General features: G+C 39.0%; 12 protein-coding genes. 9 read left to right on the top strand and 3 right to left on the bottom strand.

What is annotated here, in order from left to right:
• The first annotated feature begins 20 nt into the window (after nt 1–20).
• The 3 genes from D7D54_RS00880 (at nt 21) to yaaA (ending at nt 2952) form a co-directional block, all read left to right on the top strand.
• On the top strand, nt 21–431 hold the full coding sequence (locus tag D7D54_RS00880; protein WP_020902508.1) for a peptide deformylase: 411 nt from the start codon (nt 21–23) through the stop codon (nt 429–431).
• An 11-nt stretch (nt 432–442) separates the two neighbouring features.
• Entirely contained in the window at nt 443–2038 is a 1596-nt protein-coding gene (locus D7D54_RS00885) for a hypothetical protein (RefSeq protein WP_020902507.1), read from the top strand.
• A 185-nt stretch (nt 2039–2223) separates the two neighbouring features.
• On the top strand, nt 2224–2952 hold the full coding sequence (yaaA, locus tag D7D54_RS00890; protein ID WP_020902506.1) for a peroxide stress protein YaaA: 729 nt from the start codon (nt 2224–2226) through the stop codon (nt 2950–2952).
• A gap of 51 nt (nt 2953–3003) precedes the next feature.
• Here the strand turns inward: yaaA and pclR are convergent, their stop codons facing one another.
• Complete coding sequence (gene pclR, locus D7D54_RS00895) at nt 3004–4488, bottom strand: virulence transcriptional activator PclR (protein ID WP_120718604.1); 1485 nt, start codon at nt 4486–4488, stop codon at nt 3004–3006.
• A 216-nt stretch (nt 4489–4704) separates the two neighbouring features.
• Between pclR and D7D54_RS00900 the strand changes: the two genes are divergently transcribed.
• Nucleotides 4705–10887 carry a mucin-binding protein gene (locus D7D54_RS00900; RefSeq protein WP_120718605.1) on the top strand — a complete coding sequence of 2061 codons (6183 nt, stop codon included), beginning with the start codon at nt 4705–4707 and terminating at the stop codon, nt 10885–10887.
• Between the two features lie 150 nt (nt 10888–11037).
• Nucleotides 11038–14913, top strand: a complete 3876-nt coding sequence (locus tag D7D54_RS00905; RefSeq protein ID WP_120718606.1) for a mucin-binding protein — start codon at nt 11038–11040, stop codon at nt 14911–14913.
• 120 nt (nt 14914–15033) lie between these two features.
• Here D7D54_RS00905 and D7D54_RS00910 read toward each other — a convergent pair whose 3' ends face one another.
• Complete coding sequence (locus D7D54_RS00910; RefSeq protein ID WP_120718607.1) at nt 15034–15582, bottom strand: NADPH-dependent FMN reductase; 549 nt, start codon at nt 15580–15582, stop codon at nt 15034–15036.
• Between the two features lie 418 nt (nt 15583–16000).
• On the opposite strand from D7D54_RS00910, the gene D7D54_RS00915 reads away from it, so the two are divergent.
• The 4 genes from D7D54_RS00915 to asnS all read left to right on the top strand — a co-directional run bounded on the left by D7D54_RS00915 (nt 16001) and on the right by asnS (nt 20518).
• A complete protein-coding gene (locus tag D7D54_RS00915; RefSeq protein ID WP_120718608.1) occupies nt 16001–17197 on the top strand; it encodes an MFS transporter in 1197 nt (398 codons plus the stop codon).
• Nucleotides 17198–17488: 291 nt separating this feature from the next.
• Nucleotides 17489–17977 (top strand): cell wall elongation regulator TseB-like domain-containing protein, encoded by a 489-nt coding sequence (locus tag D7D54_RS00925; protein WP_162496578.1) that lies wholly within the window; start codon nt 17489–17491, stop codon nt 17975–17977.
• Nucleotides 17974–19152 (top strand): pyridoxal phosphate-dependent aminotransferase, encoded by a 1179-nt coding sequence (locus D7D54_RS00930; RefSeq protein ID WP_120718609.1) that lies wholly within the window; start codon nt 17974–17976, stop codon nt 19150–19152. Before D7D54_RS00925 ends, D7D54_RS00930 begins: the two co-directional genes overlap by 4 nt.
• Nucleotides 19153–19174: 22 nt before the next feature.
• On the top strand, nt 19175–20518 hold the full coding sequence (gene asnS / locus D7D54_RS00935; protein ID WP_120718610.1) for an asparagine--tRNA ligase: 1344 nt from the start codon (nt 19175–19177) through the stop codon (nt 20516–20518).
• Between the two features lie 53 nt (nt 20519–20571).
• Here the strand turns inward: asnS and D7D54_RS00940 are convergent.
• Nucleotides 20572–21920 (bottom strand): IS3 family transposase gene (locus D7D54_RS00940; protein WP_120719018.1). Its coding sequence is split into 2 segments (ribosomal slippage): nt 20572–21470 and nt 21470–21920, totalling 1350 coding nucleotides; the frame shifts between segments, so codons are not numbered across the junction.
• Nucleotides 21921–22139 lie beyond the last annotated feature (219 nt).

The raw sequence follows: 22139 nt of genomic DNA on the forward strand, positions 1-22139 counted from the left end.
AGCAAGAGGAGTGAGCAGAAGTGGAAAAGAAAATTGTGAAGGATATTTTGTTTTTATCTCAGGTATCTCAGCCGGCAAGTCAGGATGATCTGTATCTCGCCAGAGATTTGCAGGATACACTCTTAGCAAATCGTGAGACTTGTGTCGGTCTGGCTGCCAATATGATTGGTGTGCAGAAGCGCGTGATTATCTTTAATCTGGGCTTGGTTCCTGTGGTCATGTTTAATCCAGTGCTCCTGTCCTTTGAAGGACCTTATGAGACAGAGGAAGGCTGTTTGTCCTTGACAGGTGTGAGACCTACTAAGCGTTATGAAACCATAAGGGTTGCCTATCGTGACAGCAAGTGGCAAGAACAGACCATTACCTTGACAGGTTTCCCAGCCCAGATTTGTCAGCATGAACTGGATCACTTGGAAGGACGAATCATTTAGGAGGAAAGCAAATGAAACGAATAGTCTTCGAACTTATTTTTATCGCAACGACCTGGTATATCTTTTTACCGCCTCTTAACCTGACCAGCTGGGAATTTCTTTTTTTCCTCTGTGGGCATTTGCTGGTTGTAGCAATCTTATTTGGATTTGGCAAGGGGATAAACCTTGTCAAAACGGTTCATGTGCGCCACGGCAAGGCGGAAGCTGCCTTAAATCTTGAGGATTTCAAAATCAATCGGTTAGGGAATGTTCTTTTAGCTTCTATTGGAGGAATTCTTCTCTTGGCTGGTTTAGTTTCCTTGGTGACCTCCAGCATTTTTCAGGCTAAAAATTATGCTAATGTAGTCACAGTTACGGAAAAAGACTTTACTGAATTTCCTAAGACTGATACCAGTAAGGTTCCTATTCTAGATAGAAGTACTGCTGAAAAAATTGGTGACCGCTACTTGGGTTCCCTAACGGATAAGGTATCGCAATACGTGGCGGCAGACACCTATACCCAACTGACGATTGATGGAAAACCTTATCGAGTGACGCCACTAGAATATGCAGACCCTATCAAGTGGTTTAACAATCAAGCAAAAGGAATCGGCGAGTATATCAAGGTGGACATGGTAACTGGAAATGCCAACTTGGTGGACTTGAAGACACCAATCAAATATTCAGACTCGGAGTATTTTAACCGTGATGTCAAGCGTCACCTGCGCTTGAAGTACCCAACCAAGATCTTCAAAACTCCATCTTTTGAGGTGGACGATGAGGGCAATCCTTTCTATGTAGCAACGGTTTACCAAAAGCAATTTGGCTTAGCAGTTCCTCGTCCTATTTCAGTCATTATCTTGGACGCCACAAATGGAGAGACCAAGGAATACAGCTTGGCAGATGTTCCGGAATGGGTGGACAGGGTTTATCCAGCTGAGGAGACCATCGAGCAAATCAACTACAACGGCAAGTACAAGGATGGTTTCTGGAATGCCATGATTTCCAAGAAAAATGTGACCCAGACTACCAAGGGCTATAATTACTTGTCTATCGGTAATGATATTTACCTCTACACAGGTGTGACATCGGCCAATGCAGATGAAAGTAATCTTGGTTTTATCCTAGAAAATATGCGAACAGGAGAAATCACTAAGTATAGCTTGGCTTCTGCGACAGAAGAATCAGCCCGTGAATCAGCCGAAGGTGCTGTTCAGGAGAAATCCTACAAGGCAACCTTCCCAATCCTCATCAACCTCAATGACAAGCCTCTCTACATCATGGGCTTGAAGGACAATGCTGGCTTGGTCAAAGAGTACGCTTTGGTTGATGCAGTCGAGTACCAAAATGTTATCGTAGCTACTACAGTAGAAGAACTGCTCAGCAAGTACGCCAATAAAAACGACCTTGAAATTGATAATGAAACGACAGAAAGTATCAAGGGTGTGGTGGCAGACCTCAAATCAGCTGTTATCAAGGGCGACACCGTCTACTTCTTTAAAGTTGATGGTAAGATATACAAGGTCAAGGCCTCAGTATCTGATGACCTCCCTTACCTTGAAAATGGTAAAACCTTCGAAGGTCAAGTCGGAAAAGATAACTATCTCAAGACCTTTAAAGTTCAGTAAGAGGAGAGGTAGGGCAAAAACTCAATTTCAGGAAAAAATGAAGTAAATCTTTTCATAATAAAACGCATAGTATCAAGGTTTTTCAACACCGGATATTATGCGTTTCTCTGATTTTTAAGCCTTTTCCCAGTCTCTTTTCAGATAAACTTCTTGGTTGTGGCTAAAAAATATGCTACACTATCAATATGAAAATTTTAATCCCAACAGCAAAAGAAATGAACACAGACTTGCCAAGTATCGAAGCAACTTCTTTAAAACCAGAAAGTCAGGCCGTACTTGATGCCTTGGCCCTCTATTCTGCTAGTCAATTGAAGAGTTTTTATAAGGTATCAGCTGAAAAAGCTGAGGAAGAATTTCAACATATCCAAGCCTTGAAAAAGCAAACTGCTCAACACTATCCAGCCTTGAAACTTTTTGATGGGCTTATGTATCGCCACATTAAGCGAGACAAATTGAACGATGCAGAACAGGCCTATCTTGAAAATCATGTTTTTATTACTTCGGCTTTGTACGGAGTCGTACCAGCCTTGTCACCCATAGCCCCTCACCGTTTGGACTTTTTGATGAAATTAAAGGTCGCTGGTAAGATTTTGAAGAGCCATTGGAAGCAAGCCTATGATGAGGCTGTGAAGCAGGAAGAAATGATTTTCTCTCTATTGTCATCCGAGTTTGAGACTGTATTTTCTAAGGAAATCAGAGAAAAAATGGTGACCTTCAAATTCATGGAGAATAGAGGTGGTCAGCTGAAGATTCACTCAACCATTTCCAAGAAAGCGCGTGGTGCCTTCCTGACAGCGCTGATAGAAAATCAAGTACAAACGGTGGAAGAAGCTCGTCGCTTAAGCTTTGCAGGATTTAACTACCGAGAAGACCTGTCCCAGCCACAGGAATTGGTTTTTGTTAAGGAAGTATAAAAAATAGATATAAGAAAAAAGTCAGCAGAATCATGCTGACTTTTTTCTAGTTTATAAAGTATTGGATATGTGAATCTCATTTGATAAACAGTTAAGATGATTGACCAAATCCATGATTTGGAGGTGGTTTCGGCAAATAAACTTCTTGGTAATTCCTGGAATATAGAAATTAGACACAATGATATCGTAGTCTGTCTGATTTAAAATCTCAGGGCTTGTTTCCAATTCATCCCAAGTATCAAAGGTGAATCGATTGTTACAATAGTATGTAAGCATATCCTTTAAAGTAAGTGATAGGGCGTGGTCAAAGTTACTGATAATCAAAACCTTGATAGGTGGTCGATTTTCTAACAACTGAGTAGAGAGGTTTTCAGCATGGGTCAATAGGGTATACGTCAAGTGTTCCAACTGTTCAGGATGGTCATGCTGTCCAATTGCCTGACGATATTGAGCCAGTTCTTGACGTGCACTTCCCATAAAGTCTGGGAAGTAAACTTCGAATTTTTTAATCGTCAATGCTTTTTGTTCAAATAAGATTGGGGTAGAAAAGATTTCCTGTCTTTCAAAGAAAGCAGTGTTGTGTAAATGCCAAATCAGCTCATCGTGGTTAGTAAAAGTAATCTTATATTGTTTTGCTAGACGTTCTAATATTTGACTCAGTAATTGGTAAGAGTGTCTTGCTTCACTGTTATCTTCTATAGAGTTGAAGAATTCTTGAGGATCTAAGAAAATGTTACTTTGAATAAAGGAAATAAAAATTTGTGCAATGATATCTGGAGTGATTTCAAGTTCAAATACTTGAGAAAAATAGCCTAGTATCTCTTCAAAATTTGGAATACTTTCCAAAATAGGGTAGTATTCATCGTAGAAATGATTTGGTAAGTCGATAAAATGACCATTTTTGATGCGGTAAATACTGATAGCTATCATCAGTTTGTACATTCTATAAATTGAAAATCGCATTGGATAATTCGTGATTTTATAGAAGAAGTCAACAAACTCTGTTAAATCTTCCTCAGGAAGGTCAGGAAAAGGCCAGTCTAAGAAATAATAGCGCTCAGAAAAGTATTGAGCAAAAAAATAGCGTATATCAATCTCATTCCCACGTATCTCGGATGGAGTAAATGATAGTTCAATTTGGAATTGAGTTGACAGAGTTTTTGAAATGTTTCGACCCAATCGATAGAGATTAGCATTACTAGAGTGAAGATTTTCTATTGTTCGATAAATAGGTAACCCCTCATTGAAGAACATATACTCTAGTAATTGAAAAGATTGAGAATGAGCTAGAAAATATTGATATACAACTTCTACACTAGTGTTAACTTCTAAATCTATCATGATTCCGTTAACAGAAGATTGGATGTCGATAGTTGGAAATGCAGCACGCAATTCATTTAAATCACTTTTTAAGATTCGCTCAGTACATCCTAACTTGTCGGCAAGTTCATGTAATTTCAACCAATCGCGATGTTGAATTAGGATTTTCATTAAACGTAATTGTCGCTGATCTTTCGTGGATAAAAGGTTTCTCATAAGGGTATTTCCTCCTTAATTTATTATATCATTTTTCTGTTTTTAATCAACTATAATGTTAGAGCTAAAAAAATGTTCCGACGATTCAAAAAAAAGAGAATATAATAACTGGCTCTGAAAATCAGAAATACGATATAGTAATTCCTTGGATAGTGTTGATTTATATATTAAATAGTTGTAGAGTAGGAATTATAAAATATTACTTAGGAGTTCAAAATGAAACATTCACATAAGAAATCATTTGACTGGTATAGCATGCAACAACGATTTTCTATTCGTAAGTATCACTTTGGTGCAGCGAGTGTTTTACTTGGTACAGCCTTGGTCTTAGGATCAGTTGCTAATGCTCAAACTGTACAAGCTGATGAAAATGGTTCTGAAAATACAAAGACAGTTAAAGCTGATAAGTTCGATGATTCTGCTAAGATTGCGGAAAAGCAAAGTACAAATACTAAGTCAGAGAAGTCTTATGCAGCTCCATCTGTTTCAAATCCAGTGGAAGTAACTCCAACTAAATCTGAAGATGTTAAGGCACCAGCAGAAAAAGTTGAAGAAGCTAAAAGCCAGAAAGAAGAAGTACCTTCTAATAATGCTGTTGATAAGACAAAATTATCAGCGGCTCTTTCGCGTGCAGAAAAATTGGAAATTAAACTGTACACTGAAGAAAGTGTAAAACGTCTTCAATCTAGTATACAATCTGCTAAAGAATTACTAAATAAAGCAGATGTGACAGAATCAGAATTATCTCAAGCAGAGTCTGAACTTCAAGCTGCAGTTATTGCTTTGGAACTCAGAGGGACGACTACGACTAAAGTTATTGATAAAACTGAAGTAGTGAGCAAAATTGAATCTGCTGAAAAGAAAAATGCAGAATCAAAAGTAGCTGAACAAACTTCTGAAGTAGACAAAGAGTCAGAAGAAAAAGATAAAATTGCCTTAAAACCTGTAAAGGGGCTTCGAGTTGAAGATGCAAAGGCAAATAAAAAAGGCGGGTGGAATATTCCGTTAGATCAAGAAGCACGCTTAAGATTAAAGAGTGCTATTGAGGCTCATGCCGCACAAGGTAGTTCGCGTCGTCGGAAACGTGCTATCGGAGATTTGGATTATACCTTCAAGAAAGTTATGACCCCAGTTAATCCAGGTTTTTACGCAGATGCCAAGAGTGTTGATGAGTTAACAGTTAACCCAGACTATATAAATGAAACAGTTGTCAACGTTTGGTATAAAGACTTAGGTTATATCAATTTAGTCGACAAAGATGGACATTACATCAATTCAAATGGTGAAGTAGTAGAAAATAAAGAAGCAGCTGTCCGTAGACAATACAAAAATGATTTTAATGACACAACAAGAGCAGATGTTACTGAAATTCCTCAAGTACCAGTTGGTTGGAAAATTAGTGACAACCAATCTATTCGCGGATATGATGCAGAAACTAAAACTATTGATCCAAACGATGATAGTGATTTAGATGCTGTTGGTAAAGATTCTAATGTAGTCATTGAAAAAGAAAATCAAAAAGCTGTTATCCGTTATGTAAGTACTAACGGTAACCGCGTTCTCACAACAGATGAAGTGACAGGTAAGTCAGGTGAAGCCATTGCCTACAGCACTACAAGTCAAATCACAGAATTCAAGAAACAAGGTTACAAGCTTGTTAGTGATGAATTCACAGCAGGTGGTGCGAAGGTTTATGACTACGATACAGCACGTGACCAAGTCTACACTGTAACCCTTTCAGAACGTGTTGAACCAGTTAACCCAGATAACCCAACTCCACAACCAAACACTCCAGTCAATCCAGGACAACCAGATAGCCCACGTTGGCCAGCAACTGTTCATGATTTGGACAACAAGGAAAGTGTTAGCCGTACTATCCATTACGTTTACGAAGATGGAAGCAAAGCTAAGGATGATGTGGTTGAAACTCTAAACTTCAAACGTTGGAGTCGTATTAACCTAGTGACTGGTCAAATTTTCTTCCAAGACTGGACAACTAATGATGATACGTTTGATAAAGTGGTCTCTCCAACCATCGCAGGTTATACGGCGGATAAATCAGAAATCCCAGCTGTAAGTGGAGTTCAAGCTAAAGACCAAGACCGTGTTGAAACAGTCACTTATCGTAAGGATGCCCAAAAAGCTGTTATCCGTTATGTAAGTACTAACGGTAACCGTGTTCTCACAACAGATGAAGTGACAGGTAAGTCAGGTGAAGCCATTGCCTACAGCACAACAAGTCAAATCAATGAATTTAAGAAACAAGGTTACAAGCTTGTTAGTGATGAATTCACAGCAGGTGGTGCGAAGGTTTATGACTACGATACAGCACGTGACCAAGTCTACACTGTAACCCTTTCAGAACGTGTTGAACCAGTTAACCCAGATAACCCAACTCCACAACCAAACACCCCAGTCAATCCAGGACAACCAGATAGCCCACGTTGGCCAGGAACCGTTGAAAACTTGGATAACAAGGAAAGTGTTAGCCGTACCATCCATTACGTTTACGAAGATGGAAGCAAGGCTAAGGATGATGTGGTTGAAACATTGAACTTCAAACGTTGGAGCAATGTCAACTTGGTAACAGGTCATATCGACTTCCAAGACTGGACAACTAATGATGATACGTTTGATAAAGTGGTATCACCAACCATCGCAGGTTACACAGCGGATAAATCAGAAATCCCGGCTGTAAGTGGAGTTCAAGCTAAAGACCAAGACCGTGTTGAAACAGTTACTTATCGTAAGGATGCTCAAAAAGCTGTTATCCGTTATGTAAGTACTAACGGTAACCGTGTTCTCACAACAGATGAAGTGACAGGTAAGTCAGGTGAAGCCATTGCCTACAGCACTACAAGTCAAATCACAGAATTCAAGAAACAAGGTTACAAGCTTGTTAGTGATGAATTCACAGCAGGTGGTGCGAAGGTTTATGACTACGATACAGCACGTGACCAAGTCTACACTGTAACCCTTTCAGAACGTGTTGAACCAGTTAACCCAGATAACCCAACTCCACAACCAAACACACCAGTCAATCCAGGACAACCAGATAGCCCACGTTGGCCAGGAACCGTTGAAAACTTGGATAACAAGGAAAGTGTTAGCCGTACCATCCATTACGTTTACGAAGACGGAAGTAAGGCTAAGGATGATGTAGTTGAAACTCTTCAGTTCAAACGTTGGAGCAATGTTAACTTGGTAACAGGTCATATTGACTTCCAAGACTGGACAACTAATGATGATACGTTTGATAAAGTGGTATCTCCAACCATCGCAGGTTACACAGCGGATAAATCAGAAATCCCAGCTGTAAGTGGAGTTCAAGCGAAAGACCAAGACCGTGTTGAAACAGTTACTTACCGTAAGGATGCTCAAAAAGCTATTATCCGTTACGTAAGCACTAACGGTAACCGTGTTCTCACAACAGATGAAGTGACAGGTAAGTCAGGTGAAGCCATTGCCTACAGCACAACAAGTCAAATCACAGAATTCAAGAAACAAGGCTATAACCTTGTCAGCGATGAATTCACAGCGGGTGGTGCTAAGGTTTATGACTACGATACAGCACGTGACCAAGTCTACACTGTAACCCTTTCAGAACGTGTTGAACCAGTTAACCCAGATAACCCAACTCCACAACCAAACACACCAGTCAATCCAGGACAACCAGATAGCCCACGTTGGCCAGGAACCGTTGAAAACTTGGATAACAAGGAAAGTGTTAGCCGTACCATCCATTACGTTTACGAAGACGGAAGTAAGGCTAAGGATGATGTGGTTGAAACACTGAACTTCAAACGTTGGAGTCGTATTAACCTAGTAACTGGTCAGATTTTCTTCCAAGACTGGACAACTAATGATGATACGTTTGATAAAGTGGTATCTCCAACCATCGCAGGTTACACAGCGGATAAATCAGAAATCCCAGCTGTAAGTGGAGTTCAAGCGAAAGACCAAGACCGTGTTGAAACAGTTACTTACCGTAAGGATGCTCAAAAAGCTGTTATCCGTTATGTAAGCACTAACGGTAACCGTGTTCTCACAACAGATGAAGTAACAGGTAAGTCAGGAGAAGCCATTGCCTACAGCACAACAAGTCAAATCACAGAATTCAAGAAACAAGGCTATAACCTTGTCAGCGATGAATTCACAGCGGGTGGTGCTAAGGTTTATGACTATGATACAGCACGTGACCAAGTCTACACTGTAACCCTTTCAGAACGTGTCGAACGTGTAACACCGAAAGATCCTAAACCACAACCAAACACACCAGTCAATCCAGGACAACCAAATACACCAAATTGGCCACGTACTGTCGAGAGAATGGAGAAATTGACTCAAACAATAAGTCGTCGTATCAACTTCCGTTACCTTAAAAATGGAAAAGCTGCATATGGAACGATTGATCAACATATCAGCTATGAAAGAAATGCTCTTGTGAATTTGGTTTCTGGTGATATCAATTATGAACAATGGAAGATTACTGGTATTAAAAACCAAGATGTTGTAGCTCCAGTAGCATCTCAACCATCAGCTACAACTCCTACAGTAGCAAATAACAGTGTAACAAGAGTTGTAAGATCATCTAGTGTAAGACTAGCTTTAGCTCCACAAGTTACTAATTCTCAAGAGTCTCCATTAGGCTTAACTGTGACAGAAAATGGTGAGCGTTCAGTACGTCGTTCATCAAGAGGTAAACGTGCCACTGTAGCAGAGCCAGATAGTTCAACTAATTCAGAAGCTGATTCATCTGTTAATGCAGTGTTCAAAGCAGTACGAACTCCTATTACACCAAAATTCTATGCTACTGTGAATAAAGTAGGAACGATGGAGGTTAACCCAAATTCTCCTCAAGATACAGAAGTTAATGTTGACTTGAAAGAAATGGGACGTATTGTAGCAGTCAATAATAAAGGACAATATATCAATGAACAAGGAGAGGTGGTACAAAACATTGAAGACGCTCTCTATAAGTACTATGATAATGATCCAAACGATGCAACAAAAGCAGCGGAAACAAAAATTCCTGCGGCTCCAAAATTCCATGTATTAAATAATACGCAACCAACTGTTTGGGGATATAATATTGTTGACAAGACAATCGAACCAAATGATGAATCTGATCCTGATCGCATCGGAAAAGATACCTTTGTAACATATAACGAAATTATTGATTCAGTATCTAAGGAAACAGAGCAAACTGTAAGCTTTACTGGGGCAGGTTCTGCAACTCCTAAAGATAATGTGCAAAATGATTTTGTCTTCAAGGGATCATATAATGAAGCGACTAAAGAAACAACTTGGGAAAATAAGGACCATACCTATGGAACAGTTAAAGTACCAGTTGTGACAGGGTATTTCGCTAATAAAGCAGAAGCTGGTGGCAAGACAGTTACGCCAGATTTACCAAAAGCAACTGATACAGTTACATATAAAGTTTTGGGTAAAATCATTCCAGTAGATGCTTCTGGAAATGTAATTGTAAATGCTCCTCAACCACAATACATGAATGATGCAAATGATCCTCGTAAAGCTGGAGAAACAGCAGTACCTGAAATTGTAGGCTACAAACCAGAGCGTACAAGTGTTACACCTGAAAATCCAGGTGAAGATACAAAGGTAACTTACGTCAAGACAGAACAAGTTGCAGTTGTTCGTTACATAGATGTTGATAACAAGAATGAAGTCGTTCATACAGACAATATTACTGGTAAATCAGGAGAAAAGATTGCCTATACGACAGAAACTGTTTTGAAATCGTTGCTTGAAAAAGGGTACTTATTACAGGAAGATGGTTTCCCTGCAGATGCAACTTTTGATACAGATGAAACAAAAGTTCAAGAATATACAGTTCTATTGAAACATAAAATCACTGTTAAAAAAGATGCTCCAAAAGTTGTGGAAAGAACGATTCATTATGTATTTGCAGATGGTACAAAAGCAAGTGAAGATCATCATGAACAAGTAAGCTTTTCACGTATGCTGAGTATCGATAATGTAACAGGTAAGACTACAAGTACATCTTGGGTTTCTAAAGATGGAGTGACAAGTTTTGAAGAAGTGGTGTCTCCAACCATTGCAGGATACAAACCTGATCTTGCTAAAGTAGATTCGGTTCAAGGAATTACAGCAGAAACGGATAATCAAGTTGTAACTGTAACTTATAGAAATGTTCAACCAATTCCACAAGTTACCCCAACTCCAATTCCGACTCCAACCCCAACTCCACAAGTTACGCCAACTCCAGTTCCAACCTCTACCCCAGCTCCAAAAGAGGAGGAAAAAGAACTTCCAAAAACTGCGGGTCACTCTTCTGGTATGGCTCAAGTTCTAGGAGTACTTGGCCTATTTGCTGGATTCAGTTTAGTTGGAAAATCAAAACGAGATGAATAAAATCAAAACAAAACTCTAGACAACAAAATATTGGAAGTGTAGTGTTTTAGGGAGTGAGAATGTATGTCAATACAGCATCAATTCCACTCCCTTTTTTATCATAAAAAGTTAGAGAGAAAATATATGTATTCAAGAGTAAAACGGAATCAAATGAATAAGGTAAACAAGTATTCCATTAGAAAATCAAGTTTTGGTGCAGTATCTGTTGCTGTAGCTGCCTTGATGGTTTTTGGTACTTATTCAAATGTGAGTGCAGACGAACAAAAAGTAGATTCACATCGAACTGAAAAAGAAGAACAAAAAGTCTCTAAAAAATCAGATGTGACCAAGCAAAAACATTCAGAGGAAAAAATAGCAGAATTGCCTTTCGCTCTTCAAGCTCCAGTTTTGGAAAAAGAAGAATTAGATGTCAATGCCCTTCTAAATAAGGAAGCAGAATCTAAAGTAGCAGCTGAGACAAAAAATTCTGACTCAAAAGAATTCACTTCTAAAGAAATTAAGCCTAGTGAAGAAAAAACTACTTCACCTGCTTCAAGTGAAAAGGTAAAAGAAGAAAAATCAGTCGAAAAAACTACTCTTGATCAGGTTGTATCAGAAGCAGAAGTTTTAAATCAAGTCGCTTTACGTTATTCTCAGGAAGCAGAACGTAAAGCTGAAGAAAAAGCCCTGGTTCAAGAAGCTGTTAAGGCAGCTACCATTCAGATTTCACAATCAAAAGCCTTGTTGAAAGATTCATCTGTTAGTGCAGAAAATCTTAAGACTCAATTAAATCAACTGTATTCAGCTATCGAAACAGTGTATACTGAGTTACAACGTGCAGGATATGGCAAGAAAATTAGCGCTAGTCTATCGCCGACTCAAACACAAGATGTAGCTATCGATAATGGAAATATTATTGCCAGTGGTACAATTGATATGGCAGACCGTGTAACTTCAACAGGTATTGCTGATTATCGCTTCCAATTAAAATTTAAAAATGGTGCCTATCATAAGGGGGATATCTTTACAATTGGTTTGAAGGAATTGCCACAAGATAATAATCTTCCTCAAAAATTGGTTGCTGAAGGTAAAGTTTTTGCAGAACGAGTGAGTCTGGTTCAGAAAAATGATAATGCCAAAGCTGGAAGCCTTTCATATTGGGCTTCACGTGGAGATCGTGACGTTGCTCTGGACACAAAAGAATCATGGGATTTAGTTGACAAAGGAAGTCATATTGAAGCAACTTACAGATTCACTGATGAAATTGAACGCCTAGATGATGTTACTTTTGAACTTCAATACAGAGGTGGAATTCGTTATCCTCGAGTGAACGTGGATAAGTCTGTAACTGGTGTGATTTCAGTTAATGGTCAAAATGTAGTCACTAAGAATTACACTGTGATTAAAACAGATATAGGAGCACCTAAAGTTTATGATACACCAGCTACAGCTAACTTCACAGGTGATGTTATGTTGGATGATGATGGCAGTATCAAAACATATAACAGCACTCTTCGTATCGGAACATGGAAGTCAAACTTTAGTGCAGGAACCCGTTTCACTGTTCGTATCAATGATACAGAATTCAATAAGTTTGCTACTGTCGGTGAATTTGTTGAACGTGGTGCCCACAATGTCGAAATGATAAATACTAGCCCTGATACATCAAGAACAAGGGTAAATCGCCATAATGTTATTTTGGAGGCACCTCGTGAAGAGCCTGGTCAACATGCCAAATTCAAGATTCTTAAGGCAGCAGATAATGAATTAACCTTTGAATTGGTATCTGGAAAGATGTTGGCTGGAAGAACTTATGTATTACGTACAAAAGACTTTGGAGTTGACCGTGTTCCGACAAGTCACACAGTTAATTATCTGAATGAAGCTAGAAATGGTTTTAAATCAAATGTTCCAGGGACATTGACAGTTGTTGATGCCAAAGGTAAAAATCTTACAGACCAATACGAACAAGCTGCTGATTCTGATTGGAAAATTGCCAATCCAGATATGGTAAGAACAGATGGACGCCTTGTATATGGAGATGTAGCCGTTCGCTTCGTTGATACTCAAGGGAAAATGCTTCTTCCTGCCATTGCAGCGGTGGAAAATGGAGGTATCCTTCAAGACAAATTCACTACTGTAAGACCATCTACCAAAATTGATACTAGCTATGTAGCTACTTTAGAGAGAAATACAACTGAGACAGAAGTTCAAGAAAACAAAGGAATTCAAACAACATCTATCACAGCACCTTATTTATTGCATTCACCAAATGGTAAATATTATGTCTTTAAAGAATATGCACAGAATGATCGTTTCTATAGCAATACGAAGACATCTGGTACGATTACACGAGCTCAAGCTAACGTGGTAGCTGTGTACGAAGAAGCTAAATTTGGTAAAGTTGATATTCAGTATCGTGATAAAACAAGTCAAGCTATTTTAGAAACATTCAATACACCACATGATAAGAGTTCAAATCTCATTAACTTGTTGGGAAATAACTATGATGTGACTGCTAAAGTTCCTGAACGTTTCGAAAAAGATGGTGTAGTATATGTCTTGTCACAAACACCTGCTAATAGTAAGGGATATTTGACACAGGCTGATATCCATGTTGTTTATGATTATCTTGCTCAACAAAAAGCACAGGTTAAATACCTCAATCAAACAGAAACAAGTCCTAAAGTTTTAGGAAATGTGGATAGTGTAGTTGGTCTTCCAGGTGAAACAATTGTTTATAATTCAAAAACTCGTATTAATCAGTACCTAAAACAAGGATATGAATTAGTACATGATGGTTTTGCAAATGCTAATGATAAACGTTTCGACAGTGAAAAACAAACTGATCAAGTATTCTCAGTTCAATTAATCGAAAAAGTTGTGACTGTTACAGCAGATGATCCAAAACCAATTGCTGGAAATCCATTAGTAGCAGGAGATGCATTGTCACCTGTTTGGCCTAAATCGGTTGAAAATTTAGATACACTGAGAAAAATGACCAAGCAGACGATTCACTACAAATATCAAAAAGATGGCAAACAAGCTTTCAAAGATGTAGTTCGATCTGTAGTTTTTGAAAGAGTGGCGAGAGTTAACCTCGTTACTGGTGCAGTTATTTATGATAATTGGAAAATCACAAGAATTGATGATAAACCAGTAGCGTCAGTGGATACGACTGTTCATAAACCAAATGTCACTCCACAAGGAGTAACAACTATTGCAGCAACTCCTTCTAGTCTAGGGAATGGAATTTCTATCAAACCAGTTTTGACTGTTCCGAATCCAGTTGTTGCATCATCACCAATTGTTGCAAAACCCGTCGTATCGGTAAAACCAGTAACACCGGTTAAACCAGCAGTGTCAACTCCGGCTAAGCCAGCACTTGTAGTTAAACCAAAACCGGTAGCACCATCAACACCAGTCAAACCAGTAATTTCGACACCAGTAACTCCAGCGCCTGTTGCCACACCACAACCAGTTGCTCCAGTGAAACCAGTAGCCCCTGCACCGGTAACACCTGTTAAACCAGTAGTATCTACTCCAGCTACACCAACACCAGCTGTGCAACCAAAACCGGTAGCGACTACTGATTCAAAACCTAGCTTAACTCCAGCTGAAGCCTTGGCTGCAATTAAACCAACAGATTTTTCTTCACAAACATCTGTTAATAAGAAAACAGAGACAAAACCTGTTCCTGGTGGAACGGCTACGACTACAACTACAACGACAACCACTGTTACCTCAAATGCGGCAACAGCGGGTCCAACAACACCGATTGTCACTATTACAACAAATGAAACTGAAACTCATTCAGAGGTGACAAGTGTCATTCATACTGGCACCACTAGCCACACGCATGTGGTCGGAGTTGTTACAAAACCAAACGTAGTTGTTACTCATCCAAAACCAAGTGTTCAGCCTAAACCGCATTTAACGAGACCTCATCATGGACCAGTACACCATGTTCCTTCACGTCCAGGTAAACAAGTTAAACCAATTAGAACTGGACCAGGAACTCGTGGTCATGCTAGAAGACATCGCTAAATATAAAGTGTTAATACTGATTTAACTAGTAGTATAGTATTAAATAGCACAAAAAATGAGCAACTTTAAATTTAAAGTGGCTCATTTTTATATTAAGGACTTCTTAAAATTTTCTATTTTTTATTGAATTGCTACGAACAAGTCTTGAGCTTGTTTTTCAAGTGAGTTTAGGACTGTTTCTTCAAGAACCAATTTTCCGTCTGCCCAGGCAGAGTCATTGACACGTGCAGCAGTAAAGTCACCAACGACTTGTGTACGGATGAATGGCAAAAGGTCCTTGTAAATAGCGAAGAGTTGATCGTGACCTGCATTGGCTACAGATGATACGGTAACAAACTTGTCTTGAAGGGCAGAAGCGCCACGTGTATCAGATAAGTCAAGAGCGCGAGATAGCCAGTCAAGTAAGTTTTTCACCATACCAGGGATAGAGAAGTTATAGACTGGAGAGAAAATCCAGATGGCATCCGCAGCGAGAACTGCTTCACGAGCAGCAGCTACAGCTGGATGTGTTGGAACTTCCAAATCTTGGCTGAAGAGAGGAAGGGTTGAATAATCAAGGTAGCTAACCTCTGCTTTACCAGCAAGTGCTTTCTCAGCTTCGAGAGCCATTTGGTGGTTGAAAGAACCTTGACGTAGTGATCCGACGATAAATAATACTTTTTTAGACATGATGTGTCTCCTTTTTCTTAAATTTCCGAGAAGTCTCTCGTTGTTATAAAATATATTACAACAAAACAAAAGGACTTGCAAGAAATTTGCTCAGAGTTTATTTGAAAATTATAAAATTGCTGAAACTCTAGTCAGTTGCCACTGGAAAAGTAAGAACTGTTTTTTGGATTTTAGTTTTCTTTGATTTTATAGGAGTATTCCAATATTCTCTTGTAATATAATGACATAAGTGCTAAAATAAACAAGAAAACTAGCAATAGAAACCGCAGAACAGCTATTTTCCGGTATCATTTCATAAATCATTAAAGGAACAATAATGGCATTGAAGAATGCTTCTAAAAGGGGTGGAGATCATGTAAGGCAAAGATTAACAAGTGACGGACAAAAGAAATAATAATACACTTGTTAAGGAGAAAAGATGTTAATAAGAAATTATCGGAAAAATATTGGCCTGATGGCCGGAGTTGAGTTTTTTGCATTTCTAGGGATTACCAGTTTTTGGATTCTCTTTCTCAGTCAAAACGGAATGTCTCTTTGGCAGATTGGACTTCTGGAGAGTATTTTTCATACGACCAGTCTTCTCTGTGAAATTCCATCTGGTATGTTAGCTGACCGCTATTCCTATAAGACCAACCTTTATTTAAGTCGTATAGCAGGGATTGTGTCTTCTATTCTTATGTTGGCTGGGCAGGGAAATTTTTGGATTTATGCGCTAGCTATGGCGATAAGTGCCTTGTCTTATAATTTTGATTCAGGAACAAGTGCAGCAATGGTCTATGACTCGGCTGTAGAGGCTGGGCTAAAGGAGCGCTATCTATCCATTTCAAGTTTCATGTCAGGAGTAGCAGAAGGAACTCGTTCTTTGGGGACAGTGTTGGCGGGATTTTTTGTCCATGGTCAATTGCACCTGACCTACTATATCATGATTGCCACTTCTATCATAGTTCTTGTCTTGATTTTGATGCTGAAAGAGCCCAGTGTCAAGCTAGAAAAAACTGATAGTGTGACCATGAAACAGATTATGTGGACTGTTAAGGAAGAGTTGGAGCGAAATCCCATGCTCTTCAACTGGATGATTTTGTCTCAGATTGTTGGTACACTCATGTGCATGTTTTATTTTTACTATCAAAATCAGTTACCAGATTTAAGTAGTTGGCAAATTTCAGCAGTTATGCTACTTGGAAGTCTCTTGAATATCGTCGCAGTCTATCTAGCGAGTAAGATTGGAAAGAGATATGCCGCCTTGAAGATTTTCCCTATTCTCGTCCTGCTGACTGGAGTTACCTACCTGCTGTCCTACTTTGGAACACCTCTAATCTATATTTTGGTTTATTTGATTAGTAATGCTCTATATGCTCTTTTTCAGCCGATTTTTGACAATGATTTACAAGAGCGGCTCCCAAGTGAAGTAAGGGCAACCATGCTGAGTGTCTACTCTATGATGTTTAGTCTAAGTATGATTGTGTTCTTCCCACTGACAGGCTGGTTGATTGACAATTTAGGCTTTGTAGTAACATTTCTTTATCTAGGATCCTTTTTAGTCATGATTAGCCTTCTACTGACTATCTTTTTAGGAAAAATGGCTAAAAGAATAGATGATAAAATGATTCCATAGATTAAAAGAATTTCTGAAAACTTGAGTGCAAGCTCAGGTTTTTTAATACGGTGATTTCGCTTGTGTCTTTACTTTTCTCTCTCGGTTTTAAGCAAGAAAAATCGGTTTACTTTGAAGGAAGAAATAGAATTGGTTGCTTATACTCAATGAAAATCAAAGAGCAAACTAGGAAGCTAGCCGCAGGTTGTACTGGAGTACGGCAAGGCGAAGCTGACGTGGTTTGAATTTGATTTTCGAAGAGTATTCTTATATTCACTTGTAATAAAGTTTAATAGATGGTAAAATAGACGAGTGAAAAAAAGACAAAAAAAAGCAAAAAATAATCTACTGTGGCAGTATGGTCTAGGGATGACGATTTTGTTTGTGGTTATCAGTGCTTCCTTTCTGTATCTGGTTTCTCTTGGCATGAAACCCTATCAAACAGCTAAAAGTGAAGGAGAAAAATTAGCTCAGCAGTATGCAGGATTAGAGCAGGCTGATCAGGTTGACTTATACAATGGCTTGGAATCCTATTATAGCGTTCTTGGTCGTAATAAAAAACAAGAAGCACTTGCTGTCCTGATTGGAAAAGATGACCATAAGATTTACGTTTATCAGCTAAATCAGGGTGTTTCACAAGAAAAAGCAGAAGCTCTTTCTAAGGAAAAAGGAGCTGGCGAGATTGACAAGATTACCTTTGGCCGTTATCAAGACAAGCCAATCTGGGAAGTCAAGTCAGGCTCTGATTTTTATCTAGTAGATTTTGAAACAGGAGCATTGGTCAATAAGGAGGGCCTATGAAACTATCCAACCGTGTTTTAGAAATGGAAGAAAGTGTCACTTTAGCTAGTGATGCGAGAGCAAAAAAATTAAAAGCTCAAGGTAAGGATGTCCTTTTCTTGACCTTGGGACAACCAGATTTTCACACTCCTGAAAATATTCAGGATGCAGCAGTTAAAGCTATTCGAGAAGGACAGGCTTCCTTCTATACAGTAGCTTCAGGTCTACCAGAATTAAAAGCTGCAGTGAATACCTACTTCGAGCGCTACTATGGCTATTCTGTAGCAAGTAATGAGGTTACCTTTGCCACAGGTGCCAAGTTCTCCCTCTATACTTTCTTTATGGCTGTGATCAATCCTTTAGATGAGGTTATTATTCCAACTCCATACTGGGTTAGTTATGGAGACCAGGTCAAGATGGCAGAAGGGATTCCAGTCTTTGTTCAAGCTAAAGAAGACAATGATTTTAAAGTCACGGTGGATCAACTAGAACTAGTTAGGACAGATAAAACAAAGGTTTTGGTTCTCAATTCACCATCTAATCCGACTGGTATGATCTATACTCGTGAAGAATTACTAGCTATCGGAAATTGGGCAGTTGAGCATGACATTCTGATTTTAGCAGATGATATATACGGTCGCCTTGTTTATAATGGAAATGAATTTGTTCCAATCTCAAGTCTATCAGAAGCAATTCGTAAGCAAACCATTGTTATCAACGGTGTATCTAAAGCCTATGCCATGACGGGTTGGCGAGTTGGTTATGCGGTAGGTGATCCGGAAATCATTGCAGCTATGAGTAAATTGACAGGACAAACAACTTCAAATTTGACATCTGTTTCTCAATATGCGGCTATTGAAGCCTTAACAGGACCACAGGATTCTGTTGATATCATGCGTCAGGCTTTTGAGGAGCGTCTCAATACCATTTATCCGCTATTATGTGAGGTCCCTGGTTTTGAAGTCGTTAAGCCACAAGGAGCTTTCTATCTCTTCCCAAATGTCAAAAAGGCCATGGAGATGAAAGGCTATACGGATGTGACTGACTTTACAACAGCTATTCTTGAGGAAGTTGGTTTGGCACTCATAACAGGAGCTGGCTTTGGAGCGCCAGAAAATGTCCGCCTCAGCTATGCGACAGACCTAGACACGCTTAAAGAAGCAGTTAAACGCTTGAAAGAATTTATGGAAAAATAAAAGAAAAAGAAAAGGAAAAATAATGACAAAACATGTAACGATTATTGATGTAAAAGACTATGTTGGTCAGGAAGTGACGATTGGCGCTTGGGTTGCCAACAAATCAGGAAAAGGGAAAATCGCCTTCTTGCAATTACGTGACGGAACAGCCTTCTTCCAAGGTGTGGCCTTTAAACCAAACTTTGTAGAAAAATTTGGTGAAGAAGTGGGACTTGAGAAGTTTGATGTCATCAAACGCTTGAGCCAAGAAACGTCTGTCTATGTGACAGGTATTGTCAAAGAAGACGAACGTTCTAAGTTTGGCTATGAGTTGGATATCACAGACATCGAAGTAATCGGTGAATCTCAAGACTACCCAATCACACCAAAAGAACACGGAACAGACTTCTTGATGGACAACCGTCACTTGTGGCTACGCTCTCGTAAGCAAGTAGCGGTGATGCAAATCCGTAACGCGATCATTTATGCAACGTATGAGTTCTTTGACAAGAACGGTTTCATGAAGTTTGATAGCCCAATTCTTTCAGGAAATGCAGCGGAAGACTCAACTGAACTCTTTGAAACGGACTACTTCGGAACTCCAGCCTACTTGAGCCAATCAGGGCAGCTTTACCTAGAAGCAGGTGCTATGGCTCTTGGTCGTGTATTTGACTTTGGTCCAGTATTCCGTGCTGAAAAATCAAAAACGCGCCGTCACTTGACTGAGTTCTGGATGATGGATGCAGAATACTCATACTTGACACATGATGAGTCACTTGACTTGCAAGAAGCTTATGTTAAAGCTCTTCTTCAAGGTGTTCTTGACCGTGCGCCTCAAGCCTTGGAAACTTTGGAACGTGATACAGAGCTCCTGAAACGCTACATTGCAGAGCCATTCAAACGTATCACTTACGATCAAGCTATTGACCTCTTGCAAGAGCATGAGAATGATGAAGATGCTGACTACGAACATCTTGAGCATGGTGATGACTTTGGTTCACCACACGAAACTTGGATTTCAAACCACTTTGGTGTGCCAACATTTGTCATGAACTACCCAGCAGCTATCAAGGCCTTCTACATGAAACCAGTTCCTGGGAATCCAGAGCGCGTGCTCTGTGCAGACTTGCTTGCACCAGAAGGATATGGAGAAATCATCGGTGGATCTATGCGTGAGGAAGACTATGATGCCCTTGTTGCTAAGATGGATGAACTTGGCATGGATCGTACAGAGTACGAATTCTACCTTGACCTTCGTAAATACGGTACAGTACCACACGGAGGATTTGGTATCGGTATCGAACGTATGGTGACCTTCGCAGCAGGAACAAAACATATCCGTGAAGCTATTCCATTCCCACGTATGTTACACCGTATCAAACCGTAAATAAAAAAATCACAGTAAAAGGTGTACTGACCCCAAAAAGTTAGACAATTAATTTAAGCAAAGGATTTAGTTCTGTATTGTACAGGGCTAAGTCCTTTTAGTTTTACCTTAATTCGTTTGTTGTTGTAGTAATCAATATAGTCTACAATAGCTTGTTCCAAGTGTTCAAGTGACTGAAACGTATTCTCATAACCATAAAACATTTCAGACTTAAGAATGCCAAAGAAAGATTCCATCATACCGTTATCTGGACTATTTCCCTTACGTGACATAGATGGTTGGATTCCCTTATTCTTTAAAAAATGATGATAAAAATCGTGTTGGTATTGCCATCCTTGATCACTATGGAGAATTGTATTTTCGTAATGGTTCTCTGTAAAGGCTTGTTCTAGCATAGCTTTCATTTGTACTAAGTTCGGCGAAGTAGAAAGATTATAAGCGATGATTTCGCTGTTAAAACCATCTAAAACTGGCGATAAATAAAGCTTTTGGCTGCTTGCTGGAATGGCAAATTCTGTCACATCTGTGTAGCACTTTTGCATTGGTTTGGTTGCTTCAAATTGACGTTGAATAAGATTATCTGCTTTCTTGCCAACCTCTCCTTGGTAGGAAGAATACTTCCGTTTACGGCGAATTCGAGCCGTTAAACCAAGTACTTTCATCAGACGCTGCACCTTCTTATGGTTCACTACGAAGCCACGATTTCGTAATTCTAGAGTCATGCGACGATAGCCGTAATTTCCTTTATGCTCAGTATAAGTTGACTGAATTTCAGCTTTAATATCATAATCTTTATCGCTTTGATCCAGCTGTTTTAAGTGGTAATAATAAGTTGAACGGGCAAGCTTAATAATCTTTAGAAGGATATCTAAAGAAAACTCTGTTACAAGTCCTTGAACAATTTCCGTTTTTCTTCTTGCTTCTTTTCGTCCCTCAATCGGAGTTCTCTCAACTTTTTTAGAATGGCATTCTCCGCTCTCAAGTACTCATTTTCTGCTTGAAGACGTTCTAATTCTGTCATATCTTCAAATCTCTTCTTTGGCTTACGTCCCATTTTAGGTGGTCTCCCTCTTGTTTTCTCAACAATAGTATACCCGTTTTTCTTGTATTGTGCCAGCCAATTCGAAAGTAATCCACTACTTGGAAGAGCATAATCCATAGACGCCCTAATTTGTGAATGCCCCTCAAGAAGAACTTTATCAATGATCTCTTGTTTTAGTTCAGGAGAATAGTAACAATTCTTTCCTTTTTTGACGATTTCTATTCCATAACGATCAATCAATTTAATCATGTACCTAAGATTAGAATTGTTTATCCCAAATTTATTTGAAAGCTTCTCTAAGCTATATCCTTGTTTTCTAAGTTCATAGATCTGAACTTTATCATCATAACTCAATTTCATAATAAAACACCCCAAAAGTTAGATTTTTTCTGTCTAACTTTTGGGGTGCAGTACAAGGTCATATCGGCCTTTTATTTTTTTAGCTGAAAGTTCTACCAAAATACATATTAATATATATATATATATATATATCGAAAAAATCGCCTATTTCGCATATAAACTTAGACATTTTAATTAAAATAATGTTATAATGTAAGTTAGGAGTTAAGTACCTAAGTG

The sequence above is a fragment of the Streptococcus chosunensis genome (assembly GCF_003626515.1).
Classification (GTDB): domain Bacteria; phylum Bacillota; class Bacilli; order Lactobacillales; family Streptococcaceae; genus Streptococcus; species Streptococcus chosunensis.